General features: G+C 67.3%; 1 protein-coding gene (only partly in view). It reads right to left on the bottom strand.

The features are described from left to right. Positions 1-17,562: the 3' end of a non-ribosomal peptide synthase/polyketide synthase gene (locus OHA42_RS38810; protein ID WP_406233442.1), read on the bottom strand. 24,099 nt of this gene lie beyond the right edge of the window; 17,562 of the gene's 41,661 nt are visible here — the last part of the coding sequence; its start codon lies off the right edge, out of view; the stop codon is at positions 1-3.

A 17,562-nucleotide genomic window follows, 5' to 3' on the forward strand; every position in this document is an offset into this window, starting at 1 on the left:
TTACTCGGCGACGATACGCGACCCGTCATCGACGGCCTCCTCCTCGTTCTCCGCGCCCTTGGTGACAAACCAATGGGTGACCTCGCCGTCAGCGCGGTCGGCCGCCGGGTCGCCGGTGGGCAGCACCGACAGCGCGCCGACGCTGGTGGCCGCCAGGAATTCGCTGAGTGCCGCGGTGCCCGATGCGGCTGTGGTGTATGTCACCGACTCGTAGTCGATCTCGTTCGCCGCGCACAGGAGCCGCGCGCGGTCCAGCGCCTGTGCCTGGGTGAGGACACTCGGGTTCGACGAGACCAGCACGAAGGCCGGATGGTCCGCGTGCAGCGGGCGGACCCGGTCGGCGTCGGACACCGGGTGGGCCGCCGCGGCGGCCATCGCCGCCTGCGTCGCCGACTCCGTGAACACCAACGCGCGCGGCGATCCGTCCACCGGTTCCGCCGTGATGGCGAAATCAGCACCGGCGGAGCGAATCTCGTCGGCGGAGAGGTCACCGGCGAGCAGGGCCGCCGCACCGGCCTTCTGGACCGCCCACAGCGCCAGCACCTGCTCGACCGAATGCGGCAGCGCCACGGCGACGGTGTCGCCGGGACCGATGTCACGGCCGATCAGCACGCGAGCCAGCCGCGACGACCGCGAATCCAGCTCGGAGTAGGCAACTTCGGTATCACCGACGAGCAGCGCCACAGCGAAGGGATCCGCCTCGGCGACCACACCGAGCACCTCGGCCACCGTCCGCGGGCCGGAGTCCGTGGGACCGGCCGGGGTGACCGCGACATCGGTGGCAGCGGAGCCGGATGCACCGAGCAGGGCAGCCCGTTCGTCGGCATCGAGGATATCGATGCCGGCGACGGGTGTCGCGGGATCGCCCAGCAGTGCCTCCAGTACGCGGTGCATACGCGCCGTGAGGACCTGCACCTCGTCGGCGGTGAACCAGCTGCTCCGGTACGTCCAAGCCAATTCCATCGTCGACTCGGCGGTCACCACCAGCGTCAGCGGATAGCTGGTGACGGTGTCGGCGATACCGACACCGGTGATCGACATGCCGTCGATCGAGTTGGCTGCGGCGATGGCCTCCTTGTCCACCGGGTACGACTCGAACACCAGCAGGGTGTCGAATTGTGCTCCGGCACCGGCGATCCGCTGAATGTCGGTCAGGTTCGCATAGTGGTGATCCAGCAACTCGGCCTGGTCTTTCTGCAGACCACGCAGGTACTCGCCGACCGAATCGTGATCGTCGACGCGGACGCGCACTGGCAGTGTGTTGATGAACAGGCCCACCATGGACTCCACGCCGGCCAGTTCGGCCGGGCGACCGGACACGGTAGCACCGAACACGACGTCCGAGCGGCCGGTCAGTCGCCCGAGCACAATGCCCCATGCCGCCTGGACCATCGTGTTCACCGTGACCCCGAGGTCGGCGGCGTGCTTGGCGATCCGCAGGGTGGCCTCGGCGTCGAAGTCGGTGATCAGCTTGCCGACCTCGCCGGTGTCGGTCGTCCGCGGCTGCGGCGCCAGCTGGGTCGGCTCCGCCACCCCGGCCAGGGCCTGCTGCCAGACCTGCAACGACGCCTGGTCGTCCCGCCCGGCCAGCCAGGCCAGGAAATCCCGGTAGGACGTCGCCGGGGGCAACGCGGTGGCGTCGCCGTGCACCGCGTACAACACCAGCAGATCCCGCATCAGCAGCGGCAACGACCAGCCGTCGAGCAGGATGTGGTGGGTCGTGACAGCCAGCTGCCAAGTGCTCTGGTCGGTGCGGTACAGGGTGAAGCGGAGCAACGATCCCGCCGTCATGTCGAAGCGTGTCTCGCGATCGACGGTCACCAGGCGCTGCAGCTCCGCGAGCCGCTGCCCCTCGGGTTCTGTCGTCAGGTCGACCTCACGCCACGGCACCTCGACCCGCGACGGAATCACCTGGACCGGCCGACCGGCCGAATCCGTGGTGAACGCCGCCCGCAGGTTCGGATAGCGGTCAAGGATGCTCTGGGCCGCAGCCCGCAACCGTTCGGCGTCGAGCGCGCCGCCGAGATCCACGACCGCCTGCATGGTGTAGCCATCGATGGACGAACGGCTCGTCGCAGACTCGATCAGCAGACCGGACTGCAGCGGCGAGAGCGGCCACACCTCGACCAGCGCCGGGTAGTCGCGTTCCCAGACCTCGATGTCCGACTGCACGGCCGACACCAGGGGCAGATCCGACGGTGTACGGCCTCCGGCCTCCGGCCGCCGCGCGTGCGCGGCCAGCGCGGTGAGCGCGGCCACCCACAGCTCGGCAAGCTCCTGCACCCGCACGCGGGTCAGCAGGCCGGCCGGATAGGCGAACGAGGTGCGCAAGCGCGGACCATCCGCCCCGTCGGAGACGCACGCGGTGATGTCGACCGTCGCGCCGGCCGCCATGTCGGGGTCCAGATCCGTGTCCGGCAGGCCGAGCTCGGCCACCGGCATCAAGCCCACCTCGACCGGCTGATCGGAGTAGTCGGTCAGCGACGCGCCGGTCGGCTGGTTGCCCGCGTAACAGAACCTGATCTGACCGGGGACCTCGTGCGCGGCATCGCCGAGCTGGTCGGCGGTGTCCTCGTTCAGGTAACGCAGGAGGCCGTAGCCCAGGCCCTTGCCGGGCACCGCGAGCAGCTGCTCCTTCACGGATTTCACGATGCCGCCCAGGACGGTCTCGCCCGCGAACGCCTCGGAGAGGTCGGCGGCGGCCAAGTCCAAGCGCACCGGGAACTCGCTGGCGAACCAGCCGACGGTGCGCGAGAGATCAACGCCGGCAACACTGTTCGCCGCCCGATCAGTGTTCACGAACCGAACCAGCGCGGCACCGCCCGCCGCCTCGCCGCGCCAGCGGGAAATCGCCAGTGCGAGCGCCGACAGCAGGCCGTCCGCGGCGCCACCGCGGTACAGCTCCGGAATCGCGGTCAGCACAGCCTCGGTGACGCCCGCAGGCACACTCAGTTCCACCCGCTCCACGGTGGCGACGGTGTCGATCGCCGGATCGAACGCCCTGGCGCCGAGCTGCGGATCGGGGGTAGCCGAAACCTGCTGCCAGAACGACAGTTCGGCGCTTCGAGCCGGGTCGTGTGCGGCCTCGGCCAAGGCGTGCGCCCAGCGCCGCATCGAGGTGCCGGTGGCGGGCAGCGCGACCGCTCGCCCCTCCGTCAGCTGCGACCAGGCCACCGCCAGATCCGCGACCACGATGCGCCAGGACGCGTCGTCGCCCACGAAGCGGTGGCCCACCACGAGCAGCACGTCCGGCTGAGCACCGCCGAACGCGAACCACAGGAACTGGGTCATCACCGCGTTCGCCGGATCGAGACGACCCAGGGCCGCCTCGTATTCGGCCCGCGCCAACTGCGACAACCCGGCGGCGCCGACGCCGCCCGGCACGTCGACCCGATGCACGAGGGCATCGACGTCGATCGCACCGTGCTCCAGCGTCTCGAAGACCCAGCCCGCGTCGGCCGGGGTCGATTCGTGGCGCAGTCGCGCCCGCAGCGCGTCGTGGTGATCGACGACAGCGCCGATCATCGCGACCAGGGTCGCCCGATCGATGTCGTCGGGCAACCGCAGCGCTATCGACCTCGCGATGCGCCGCATCGACCCGCCGGCGGCCAGCGTCGCCAGCACCGGCGGCGACAACGGGATCTCGCCGACCCCGCCGCCGGGCAGCTCCGGCAGCCGCTGCTGCTCGGTGCCCTCGATCAGGGTGGCGGCCTCGGCCAGCGCGGCCACACTGCGATGCTCGAACACATCCCGTGGCGTGAACCGCACGCCGCGCTCCTTGGCTCGGGACACCAGCTGGATCGTCCGAATCGAGTCGCCGCCCAGGCCGAAGAAGTCATCGGCGGCACCGACTCGCTCGATACCGAGCACCTCCGCCACGACCTCCGCCACGATCTCCTCGATCGGCGTGGCGGGTGCGCGGAAGGCAGCGACCTCGAACTCCGGTTCCGGCAGCGCCTTGCGATCCAACTTGCCGTTCACATTGAGCGGCAACGCATCCAGCACCACATAGGCATCCGGAACCATGTACGAAGGCAAACCGGCACTCAACGCCGACTTCACCTGCGCCACATCGACATCACCATCCGACGGCACCACATAAGCCACCAAACGATCACCAGTCCTGGGATCGGACTTGGCGACCACCGCGACCTGGACGATCCCCGGCAACGCAAGCAACGCAGCCTCGATCTCACCCAACTCGATCCGGAAACCACGAATCTTCACCTGGAAATCGGTACGACCCCGATACTCCAACTCACCGGAACCGTGCCACGCCACCAGATCGCCGGTGCGATACATGCGCGCACCCGCACCGAACGGATTGGCCACGAACCGATCCGCGGTCAGATCCGCACGGCCGAAGTAACCACGGGCCAACTGCGCGCCGGCGAGGTAGAGCTCACCCGAGACGCCGGCGGGGACCGGCCGCAGGCGCGAATCCAGCACGTAGACCTGGCTGTTCCATTCCGGCGCACCGATCGACACCGACACCTGATCGGCATCGGTCACCCGATGACTGGTGATCGACACCGCCGCTTCGGTCGGGCCGTACAGGTTGAACAGCTCCGCTGCATTGCCACGACGGAACCGCTGCGCCACCGCGGCAGGCAACGCCTCACCGATCGCCAGAACCCGGCGCAGCGAACGACTGAGCTCACCCTCGGATTCGATGAGCAGCCCGTCCAGCATCGACGGAACCACATGCAACGTCGACACCTGCGTCTCACGCATCAGCTGGTTCAAATATCCCGGATCCTGATGCCCATCCGCGGTCGCAATGACCAGGCGGCCACCACTGACCGCGGCCGACCAGAACTCCCACACCGAAAGGTCGAAGGTAGCAGCGGTCTTCAACAACACCGCGTCGTCGGATCCGAGTGCAAATTCCGCTGTCTTCCATTGCAGTTGGTTCGCGATCGCCGCGTGGCTGACCGCGACACCCTTGGGGCGACCCGTCGAACCCGACGTGAAGATCACATACGCGGTGTTGGCAGCACCGAACTCACGAACCAACTCCGCCGGAGCCAGCGCATGACCGGCCTGACCGGACAGATCCAGCTCATCGACAGCCACCCAATCCAGGGCCGCGCCCTGCGAACGCTGCTCCAACACCGCGGTCGTGGTCAACACGACCGCTGGTGCGGCAGTTTCGAGGATGTAGTCCAGACGCTCGGCCGGTTGCGACGGATCCAACGGCACATACGCCGCACCGGTCCGCGCCACCGCATACATCGCGACCACCAGATCCACCGAGCGGTGGATAGCCAGCGCCACCCGATCCTCCGCACCGATACCCCGGCCGATCAACCAACGCGACAAACGATTGACCCGCACGTCGAGCTCGGCATAGGTCACGACCTGCCGCACCTCGGCGCCCGCCCCGTCCGCCACGAGCGCGACCGCCTCCGGGTATGCGGCCACGGTCGCATCCAGCAGCGACACCAGCGTCGCCGCCGAGTCGACCTCGTGCCCGGTCTCGTTCCAGCCCCGCAGGATCCGATCGCGCTCGGCCACCTCCAGCAGCTCGATATCGCCGACCGCTGTCCGCGGCGAGGCGACGATCTCTCCGAGCAGACGCGCGAATCGATCGACGAAGCCCTGCACCGTGGCCTCATCGAACATGCTCACGGCGTAGGTGACCGTGCCACCGATGCCGGCCGGTGCACCCGACTCGTCGTACTCGTCGGCCACGATCCAATGCAGATCGAACTGCGAAACCTCGGCGTCGAACTCCACCCCGGACACCGCGAGACCGGGCAACTCAAAGCCGGTCCTGGCCAGGTTCTGGAACGACAAGCCCACTTGGAACAGCGGATGCCGCGCGGTCGAACGCACCGGATTGAGCACCTCGACCAGGCGCTCGAACGGCACGTCCGCATTGGCGAACACCTGCAGATCGATCTCACGCTGCCGCGCGAGCAGATCGGTGAACGCCGCGTCCGCGTCGACCCTGGTACGGAACACCAAGGTATTGACGAACATACCGATCACGTCGTCGAGCACGGCCTCACCGCGGCCCGCCATCGGCGTTCCGATCGCGATGTCATCGGTACCCGACAACCGGGCCAGCAGCACCGCCAACGCGCTGTGCACCACCATGAACAGCGTCGCGCCCTGCTCCCGCGCCAACTCGACCAGGCCCCGATGGGTCTCGGCATCGAACGACAGCTCGATTCTGCGGCCGGCGAACGACTGCGCCGCTGGACGGGGGCGATCCGAGGGCAGATCCAGCTGATCCGGCAGCTCGGCCAACGCCTGCTGCCAGTAGGCAACCTGCTTGGCGGCCAGCGATTCCGAATCGTCCTCGCTGCCGAGCAGTTCGCGCTGCCAGATCGAGTAGTCGGCGTACTGCACCTGCAGCGGCGCCCAACCCGGTGCCGCTCCCATAGTCCGAGCCGCATAGGCGGTCATCAGATCCCTGGTCAACGGAGCCATCGACGAGCCGTCGCCGGAAATGTGGTGCACCACCAGAGCCAGCACATACTCCGGCTCGGCGACCTCGGTCGCCCCACCGTCGATCTGGAACAGGGCCACCCGCAGCGGCACTTCACTGGTCACATCGAACACCGAGGACAACAGCTCAACGACGGCGGCCATGGCATCGGCCGAGGCGACGGTACGCACCTCCAGCTCCGGAACCGCCCGCCCCACAGGCAGAATCACCTGCTGCGCGACACCGTCACGGTCCGCCGGATAAACCGTCCGCAGAACCTCGTGGCGGGCAACCACATCGGCCACCGCCAGCTCCATGGCGGCGACATCGAGCACACCGGTGAGCCGCACCGCGACCGGAACGTTGTAGGCCACCGAAGCCGGATCGAACCGGTTCAGGAACCACATCCGCTGCTGGGCGTACGACAACGGGATCCGCTCCGGTCGAGCCAGGGAACCCAGCTCGACACCGCGGCCGGCGTGGGCCTGCGAATCCAGTGCGGCAGCCAATGCGGCCACCGTCGGCGCCTCGAACAAGGTTCGCACCGGAACACGCGAACCCAGCACGGCCCCGAGACGAGCACTCACCTGCGTCGCGACCAGCGAGTTGCCACCCAGAGCGAAGAAATCGTCATCCAGACCCACCCGGTCCACATCCAGCACCTTGGCGAACACCGAGGCCACGATCTCCTCGATCGGCGTGGCGGGTGCGCGGAAGGCAGCGACCTCGAACTCCGGTTCCGGCAGCGCCTTGCGATCCAACTTGCCGTTCACATTGAGCGGCAACGCATCCAGCACCACATAGGCATCCGGAACCATGTACGAAGGCAAACCGGCACTCAACGCCGACTTCACCTGCGCCACATCGACATCACCATCCGACGGCACCACATAAGCCACCAAACGATCACCAGTCCTGGGATCGGACTTGGCGACCACCGCGACCTGGACGATCCCCGGCAACGCAAGCAACGCAGCCTCGATCTCACCCAACTCGATCCGGAAACCACGAATCTTCACCTGGAAATCGGTACGACCCCGATACTCCAACTCACCGTCGCGCCAAGCAACAAGGTCACCCGTGCGATACATCCGAGTTCCGACGTCGAACGGATCAGCCACAAACCGATCCGCGGTCAGATCCGCACGACCGAAATAACCACGCGCCAACTGCACACCCGCGAGGTACAACTCACCCGAAACACCCTCGGGCACCGGCCGCAACCGAGCATCGAGCACATAAACCTGGCTGTTCCATTCCGGCAGACCGATGGACACCGAGGTCTGGTCGGCCTGGGTCACCCGGTGGCTGGTGATGGACACCGCGGCCTCGGTCGGACCGTAGAGGTTGAACAGTTCGGTCCGGGCGTAATCACGCAGGACCCGTTGCGCCAGTGCGCCGGGCAGCGCCTCACCGATGGCGAGCACCCGCCATACCGAGTTCGGGAACTCGCCGGCAGTGAGCGCGTCGAGCATCGACGGAACCACGTGCAAGGTGGTCACCCACTCGCCGGCTATCAACTCGTTGAGGTACGCCGGGTCCTGATGTCCGTCCGGCGCGGCGATGACCAGGCGGCCACCACACACCGCGGCCGACCAGAACTCCCACACCGAAAGGTCGAACGTCGCGGCGGTCTTCAGCAAGAACGCATCCGCGGCGTCGAGGCCGAAGTCGGTGACCTTCCATTGCAGCTGGTTCGCGATGGCCGCGTGGCTGACGGCGACGCCCTTGGGGCGGCCCGTCGAACCCGACGTGAAGATCACATACGCGGTGTTCCACGCCCGCAGCGGCCGTACCCGATCCGCATCCGTGACCGGCGCACCGTCCACCTCGTCGAGGACGAGGTCATCGATACGCACCGAAGGCGCGACATCGGAATCGAATCCCGCCTCGGCATTGGTCAGCACACACACGGGGGCCGCGGTCTCGAGGATGTAGTTCGTCCGCTCGGCAGCATGATCCGGATCCACCGGCACATACGCACCACCGGCCTTGGCGACCGCGTACATCGCCACGATCAGATCGACCGAACGCCGGATCGCGAGCGCGACCCGCGATTCCGGTCCCACACCCAGCGAAATCAGGTGCCGGGCAAGGCGGTTCACCCGTGCGTCGAGCTCGGCGTAGGTCAGCGTGGCGCCGTCGTCGGTGACCAGCGCCACCTCCCTGGGATACGTGGCCACCGTCGAATCCAGCAACGACACCAGCGTCGCCGAACGATCCACCGCCTGCGCCGTGTCGTTACGGGCGACCACCAACTCGGCCCGCTCCACCGGAGCCAGCAGCTCGATGTCGCCGACCGGCGTACGCGGCGTCGCCACGATCTCGCCGAGCAGACGCGCGAACCGATCGACGAAGCCTTGCACCGTGCCCTGATCGAACATATCGGTGGCGTAGGTGAAGTAGCCGGTGATGCCTTCCGGGTCGCCGGTCGCGCCGTAGCGGTCGGTGGCGATCAGGTGCAGATCGAATTGCGAGAGCTGGGTGTCGATATCGACACCGGCCACGGTCAGATCGGGCAGCTCCAGCGACGACTGCGCCAGGTTCTGGAACGAAAGGCCGACCTGGAACAGCGGATGCCGCGCGGTCGAACGCACCGGATTGAGCACCTCGACCAGGCGCTCGAACGGCACGTCCGCATTGGCGAACACCTGGATATCGATCTCACGCTGGCGCGCGAGCAATTCGATGAACGGCTCGCCCGACTCGACCCTGGTGCGGAACACCAACGTGTTGACGAACATACCGATCAAATCGTCCAGCACGGCCTCACCACGACCGGCCATCGGCGTACCGATCGCGATGTCGTCGCTGCCCGACAAGCGAGCGAGCAGCACCGCGAGCGCGGTGTGCACGACCATGAACAGCGTCGCACCCTCGGCGCGCGCCAGCTCGATCAAGGCCTGATGGGTTGCCGCGTCGACCCGCAACTCCACCTTGCCGCCCGCGAAGGACTGCACCGCTGGGCGCGGACGATCCGAGGGCAGATCCAGCTGATCCGGCAGCTCGGCCAACGCCTGCTGCCAGTAGGCAACCTGCTTGGCGGCCAGCGATTCCGAATCGTCCTCGCTGCCGAGCAGTTCGCGCTGCCAGATCGAGTAGTCGGCGTACTGCACCTGCAGCGGCGCCCAACCCGGTGCCGCTCCCATAGTCCGAGCCGCATAGGCGGTCATCAGGTCGCGAGTCAGCGGGCCGACCGACGAACCGTCACCCGAGATGTGATGCACGACCATTGCGAGCACGTATTCCTGTGCTGCCCCGTCGATCTGGAACAACGCGGTCTTGACCGGCACCTCGGTGGTGACGTCGAAGACGGCGGAAACCAGTGCGATGACAGCGGATTCGACCTCGTCCTGGGCTACCGTCCGCACATCCAGCTGCGGCACGGCCTCCGCGGGCGGCAGGATCACCTGCACGGGACCGGATTCGGTCTGCGGGTAGACGGTACGCAGAATTTCGTGCCTGTTCACCAGATCCGCAACGGCATCGCGCAATGCGGCCACATCGAGCGCACCGGTCAACCGCACCGCGATCGGCACGTTGTAGGCGGCCGACTGGGTGTCGAAGCGGTTGAGGAACCACATGCGCTGTTGCGCGAGCGAGAGCGGAATGTGTTCCGGACGAGCGATGCTGCCCAGCTCGATGCCGCGCCCGGCGGGGGCTTGCGAATCGAGCGCGGCGGCCAACGCGGTGACCGTCGGCGCCTCGAACAACGTCCGCACCGGAACACGCGAATTCAGCACGGCTCCAAGCCGAGCGCTCACCCGCGTCGCGACCAACGAGTTGCCACCCAGAGCGAAGAAATCGTCATCCAGACCGACCCGCTCCACACCCAGCACTTCCGCGAACACCTCGGCAACAACGCGCTGCATCGGAGTCGCCGGCTCCCGGAAGATAGCGGTCTCGGATTCCAGCGCCGGCAGCGCCTTGCGATCCAGCTTGCCGTTCGCATTGAGCGGCAACGCATCCAGCACCATGAAGGCGGCCGGAACCATGTAGGACGGGAGCACTGCGGCAAGGGCCGAGCTCACCTGTCCGACATCCACCGGCCGCGCGGCACCAGCGCCTGGCACCACATAAGCCACCAAACGATCACCAGTCCTGGGATCGGATTGGGCGACCACCGCGGTCTGCGCGATCCCCGGCAACGCAAGCAACGCAGCCTCGATCTCACCCAACTCGATCCGGAAACCACGAATCTTCACCTGGAAATCGGTACGACCCCGATACTCCAACTCACCGTCGCGCCAAGCAACAAGGTCACCCGTGCGATACATACGCCCACCCGAACCGAACGGATCGGCCACAAACCGATCCGCGGTCAGATCCGCACGCCCGATGTAACCACGCGCCAACTGCACACCCGCGAGGTACAACTCACCCGAAACACCCTCGGGCACCGGCCGCAACCGAGCATCGAGGACATAGACACGCGAATTCCATTCCGGCGCACCGATCGACACCGACACCTGATCGGCATCGGTGACCCGATGATTGGTGATGGACACCGCGGCCTCGGTCGGGCCATACACGTTGAACAGCTCCGCTGCATTGCCACGACGGAACCGCTGCGCCACCGCGGCAGGCAACGCCTCACCGATCGCCAGAACCCGGCGCAGCGAACGACTGAGCTCACCCTCGGATTCGATGAGCAGCCCGTCCAGGATGGACGGAACCACATGCAACGTCGACACCTGTGTGTCACGCATCAGCTGGTTCAAATATCCCGGATCCTGATGCCCATCCGCAGCGGCGATCACCAGGCGACCACCACACACCGCGGCCGACCAGAACTCCCACACCGAGACGTCGAACGTCACAGGCGTCTTCAGCACGAGCACATCCGCGGTGTCGAGGCCGAATTCGGTGACCTTCCATTGCAGTTGGTTCGCGATCGCCGCGTGGCTGACAGCGACACCCTTGGGGCGACCCGTCGAACCCGACGTGAAGATCACATACGCGGTGTTGGCAGCACCGAACTCACGAACCAACTCGGCCGATTCGAGGGCATGACCGGCCTGACCGGACAGATCCAGCTCATCGACAGCCACCCAATCCAGGGCCGCGCCCTGCGACCGCTGCTCCAACACCGCGGTCGTGGTCAACACGACCGCTGGTGCGGCAGTTTCGAGGATGTAGTCCAGACGCTCGGCCGGTTGCGACGGATCCAACGGCACATACGCCGCACCGGTCCGCGCCACCGCATACATCGCGACCACCAGATCCACCGAGCGGTGGATAGCCAGCGCCACCCGATCCTCCGCACCGATACCCCGGCCGATCAACCAACGCGACAAACGATTGACCCGCACGTCGAGCTCGGCATAGGTCAGCGTGGCGCCGTCGTCGGTGACCAGCGCCACCCGCTCCGGGTGCACGGCCACAGTCGCATCCAGCAGCGACACCAACGTCGCCGCCGAGTCGACCTCGTGCTCGGTGTCGTTCCAGCCCCGCAGGATCCGGTCGCGCTCGGACACGTCCAGCAGCTCGATCTCACCGACCCGGACCGACCCGTCGGCTATCACCGCGTCGAGCACGCGCACGAAGCGGTCCGCGTAGCCCTGCACCGTGCTCTCGTCGAACAGGTCGACGGCGTAACCGATTTCGGCGCCGAGCGTGGCCGCCGTGCCGTCCTCGGCGTAGTGATCGACCAGCGTGAAGTGCAGGTCGGTCTTGGCCAGCTGTGAGTCGAAGTTGGCCGCGCTCACCGAGAGACCGGGCAACTCGAAGGTGGTCTCGGCCAGGTTCTGGAACGAGAAGCCCACCTGGAACAGCGGATTGTGCGCGGTGGAACGCACCGGATTGAGCACCTCGACCAGGCGCTCGAACGGCACGTCCGCATGGGCGAACGCCTCCAGGTCGCGTTCCTTCACATCGGCGAGCAAGTCGACGAACCGATCGCCCGGCGCGACCATGGTACGGAAAACCAAGGTGTTGACGAACATACCGATCATGTCGTCGAGTTCACGTTCGCCACGACCCGCGATCGGAGTACCGACCGCGATGTCGTCGCTGCCGGACAAACGGGACAGCAGCACCGCCAGCGCCGTATGCACCACCATGAACAGCGACGCGTTGTTCGCGCGAGCCAGCTCATGCAGGCGGGCATGCTGCTCCGGCGAGAGCTCGAAGCGAATCGCCTTGCCGTGGAACGACTGTGTGGGCGGACGCTGCCGATCCGCAGGCAGCTCCAGCTGGTCGGGCAGGCCGGCCAGCGTGGCCTGCCAGTAGGCCAGCTGTCGCGCGCCGAGCGATTCCGGATCGTCTTCCGAACCGAGCACCGTGTGCTGCCACAGCGTGTAGTCGGCGTACTGCACCGGCAACGGAAGCCACTGCGGCACATCGCCTTGCACGCGCGCCACATACGCGGTCATCACGTCCCGCGCCAGCGGCGCGAGCGAGAAACCATCGGCTGAGACGTGATGCACCGTGAACGCGAGCACATGCTCGTCGATGCCGGATCCCGCCCTACTCCCGCCCGCGCTGATCCGGAACAGTGCCACCGCCAGCGGCACCTCGATCGTGACATCGAAGGCGGTCAGCGCGAATTCGATGACCTTGCCGCCCAGTTCGTCCTCGGTGACCTGCACCGGCGTCAACCGCGTCGCGGTCGCATCGACCGGCAGGATCACCTGTCGCGGGCCGGCCTCCGACTGCGGATAGATCGTCCGCAGCACTTCGTGGCGAGCCAGCAGATCACCGATCGCCTGCTCCAGCGCGGCCACATCGAGCGCGCCGGAGAGCCGAACGGCCAGCGGGATGTTATCGACCGCCGAAGTGGCCGGGTCGAACTGGTTGAGGAACCAGTAGCGTCGCTGCGCCGAGGACAACGGGATCCGTTCCGGCCGTTCGCCGGCGACCAGCGCGGGCCGGGCCCGACCGGCGTTGTCGTTCTGCTCCAGCCGCGCCGCCAGCGCGGCCACACTGGAGGCCTCGAACAGATCGCGCACCGACAGCTGCCGGTCCAGCGCGGCGCCCAGCCGCGCGTTCACTCGGGTGGCGATCAGCGAGTTGCCACCCAGGGCGAAGAAGTCATCGTCCAGGCCGACCCGATCCACACCGAGCACCTCGGCGAAGACACCGGCCACGATCTCTTCCACAGGGGTCACCGGCGCCCGGAAAGCCGCGATCTCGAGCACCGGGGCGGGCAATGCCCGGCGATCCAGCTTGCCATTGACCGTCAGCGGCAACACCGCGAGCACCATCAGCGCCGACGGCACCATGTGGGCCGGCAACGTCTCCGACAACCGCGCCCGCAAGCCCTCGGTATCGATCTCACCGGCGGCGGCCACCACGTACCCGACCAACTGATCACTGACCCGGCCATCCGAGCGGACCACGACGGCCGCCTGAGCGACCTCGTCCAGCGCGAGCAACGCCGCCTCGATCTCACCGAGCTCGATGCGGAAACCACGCACCTTCACCTGATCGTCGGCACGACCCAGATGCTCCAACTCACCCTGGGCATTCCAACGCGCCAGGTCGCCGGAGCGATACAACCGCTCACCCGGCCCACCGAACGGATTCGCCACGAACCGCACCGCCGACAGATCCGCACGCCCGAGATAACCATCGGTCAACTGCGGACCCGCGACATACATTTCACCCGGCACTCCTACCGGCACCGGATTCAAACGCGTATCGAGCACGTACACCGACAAACCGGCGATAGCCCGGCCGATCACCGAACCCGTCGCCGCGGCAACGGTTTCCGCATCCAGCACCCGATGCGTCACATGCACCGTCGTCTCGGTGATGCCGTACATGTTCACCAGACGCGGCCCGGCCGAATCACCCGATCCGTCGCCGTGGCGCGTCATCCAGTCACCCAGACGACGCAGATCCAGCGCCTCACCACCGAACACCACGTACCGCAACGCCGAAGGCGCCACAGCGGCAGTCCGCTCGACCTCGGCCAGCTGATAGAACGCCGACGGGGTCTGATTGAGCACCGTCACCCGCTCACGAGCCAGCAACTCCAGGAAAAGCTCGGGCGAACGTGACACGAAGTAGTCCACGACAACCACCGTGCCGCCGTACACCAGCGCACCCCACAATTCCCACACCGAGAAGTCGAAGGCGCTCGAATGGAACAGCGTCCACACGTCCTGCGGGCCGAAACCGAACTCGGCATCGGTGTTCGCGAACAGCCGCGCCACATTCCGGTGCGCCACGACAACGCCCTTCGGGCGGCCGGTCGAGCCGGAGGTGTATATCACGTAAGCCGTGTTCGACGCATGCAGCGGCGCGATCCGATCGCGGTCGGTGATGGGACTCTCGTCGGTCTCCGCATCGAGGTCGGCCATCGACACAACCGTCACCCCATCGGGCAGCTCCACCTCCACGCTGTTGTCGACGACCACACCGGCAGGCGCCGAATTCGAGAGCACATACGCGATCCGATCCGCGGGGTAGGACGGATCGATCGGCACGTATCCCGCACCCGACTTCACCACCGCCAGCAGTGCCACGACCAGATCCAACGATCGCGGCAGGATCACCGCGACCAACTGTCCCGGCCCGGCACCCTGCGCGATCAACGTGCGCGCCAGACGGTTCGCCCGCCGATCGAGCTCGGCGTAGGTGAGCGCGTCGTCGCCGAACTTCACCGCGGTATGGTCGCCGCGCCGGGCAACCATGGCATCGACCAGATCCGGCAGCGTCACGCCGCGATCCGCGAAAAGCCCTGTGCCGCCGTCGATTCCCGACGACACCCAGCGCTGTGTGACATCGGTCCGTTCGACCTCGCCGAGCAGATCGATGTCACCCACCGGGACCTGCGGATCGGCCGCCACCCGCCGCAGGATCCACAGCAGGCGCTCGGACAACGTCGCCACCGTCGCCGCGTCGAACAAATCGATGGCGTAGTTCCACGACATCGCCAGGCCACCGTCCGTGGGATCGGCGACGGCCAACTGCAGATCGAACTTCGCGGTGCCCGGATCGAAATCGACCGCGGCGATCTCCAAGCCCGGCAGCGTCATCCGGGTGGTACCGCCGGCATCGGTGGCCTCGAAGGACAGCGCCACCTGGAACAACGGGTGATGCGCCTGCGAACGCTCCGGACTGAGCACCTCGACCAGCCGCTCGAACGGGACATCGGCATGGGCGAACGCGGCCAGATCGGTGTCCTTGGTCTCCGCCAGCAGGGCCGTGAACGGCGCGCTCGGATCCAGCTCCGTCCGCAGCACCAGGGTGTTGACGAACATGCCGATCAGGTTGTCCAGCTCGGCCTCGCCGCGTCCGGCCACCGGAGTGCCGATCGCAAAATCGCGACTACCGGACAATCGGCCGACCAGCACGGCCAGCGCCGCGTGCACCACCATGAACATGCTGGCGCCGTGCGCACGGGCCAGCTCCGTCAGCTGCTGTTGCAGCGCGGCGTCGACCGGGAACGGATACACAGCGCCCCGGTTGGAGGCCGCGGCCGGACGGGGACGGTCGGTGGGCAGGTCGATCCGCCCTGGCAGTCCGGCCAGCGTCGCCGTCCAGTATGCGGTCTGCTTGGCGATCAGCGACTCCGGATCGTCCTCGGCACCGAGCGTTTCGCGCTGCCACAGCGAGTAATCGGCATACTGCACCGGCAGCGGCGCCCAGCCCGGCACCTCCTCGCGCGAGCGGGCGACGTAGGCGACCATCACGTCCTGAGCCAGGGGCCGCATGGACCACCCGTCGCCGCTGATGTGATGCACGACGACCACCAGGACGTGGTCGTCCGGCGTGACGCGCAACAGCTCGGCGCGCACCGGCACACCGCTGGTGACATCGAATCCGGTCAGCACCGCGTCCGCGATGCGGGCGTGCAGGTCCGCCTCGGTGACCGCGATCGGTTCCAGTGCCGGGGTCGCCTCGGCGACCGGCAGGATCACCTGCACACCCTGACCGTCGGCGGTCTCGGGGTAGTAGGTGCGCAGCACCTCGTGCCGAGCGATCACGTCACGCACGGCCTGTTGCAGCGCGACGACATCCAGGTCGCCGGTCAACCGAATCGCCAGCGGCAGATTGTTGACCGCGCTTGCCATGTCGAACCGGTTGAGGAACCACATGCGCTGCTGCGCCAGCGACAACGGGATCTGCTCCGGTCGCGGACCGGCCACCAATGCCCGGCGACCACCGGCCCCGACGTGCGTCGAGAGCCGTGCGGCCAGCGCACCCACCGTCGGTACCTCGAACAGCGTGCGCACCGGAATCCGGGTGTCCAGCGCCGCCCCTAGCCGGGCGGCGACCTGAGTGGCGATCAACGAGTTGCCGCCGAGTTCGAAGAAGTCGTCGTCCAGACCGACTTCCGTTCCGTCCCCGCGGATTCCGAGAACATCCGCGAACGTGCCGGCCACGATCTCCTCGATGGGCGTGACCGGCCTGCGGTACACCCGTGCTTCCACCACCGGAGCGGGCAGGGCCTTCCGGTCGAGCTTCCCGGAAGCGTTGAGCGGGAACGCATTCAGGATCACGAAGGCCGACGGGACCATGTAGGCAGGCAGCGAGCGCGCCAATTCCGCACGCACCGTGTCGATGTCGATGCCACGACCGGCGGCCGCGATGAGGTAGCCGACCAGCTGATCACCGAATCGGTCGTCGGAGCGCACGATCACGACGGACTGTGCGACCGGTTCCAGCGCGGTGAGCGCGGCTTCGATCTCGCCGAGCTCGATCCGCAGACCGCGCAGCTTCACTTGGAAGTCGGTGCGGCCCAGGTATTCCAGCTCGCCCGCATTACCCGTGCTGGCAGGCACCCATCGCACCAGGTCGCCGGTGCGGTACATCCGTTCGTCCGGCGTGAAGGGATTGGCCACGAACCGTTCCGCGCTCAGATCCGGTCGCTCCACATAGCCGCGCGCCAACTGCGCACCGGCCAGGTAGAGCTCACCGGCCACCCCGACCGGCACCGGATGCAGCCGGGCGTCGAGCACATACACCTGGGTGTTGGACACCGGCACACCGATCGGCACCGAGACGGTGTCGGCATCGATCACCTCGTGATAGGTGACGTCGACCGCGGCCTCGGTCGGGCCGTACAGGTTGTGCAGCCGGGCCCCGGTCAGTTCCCGAAGCCGCTGTGCGGTCGCCGCGGGCAGCGCCTCACCGGAGGCAAACACCTGCCGCAGCGAGGTGCAGTGCTCACCCAC

The organism is Nocardia sp. NBC_01009, assembly GCF_045208035.1.
Lineage (GTDB): Bacteria > Actinomycetota > Actinomycetes > Mycobacteriales > Mycobacteriaceae > Nocardia.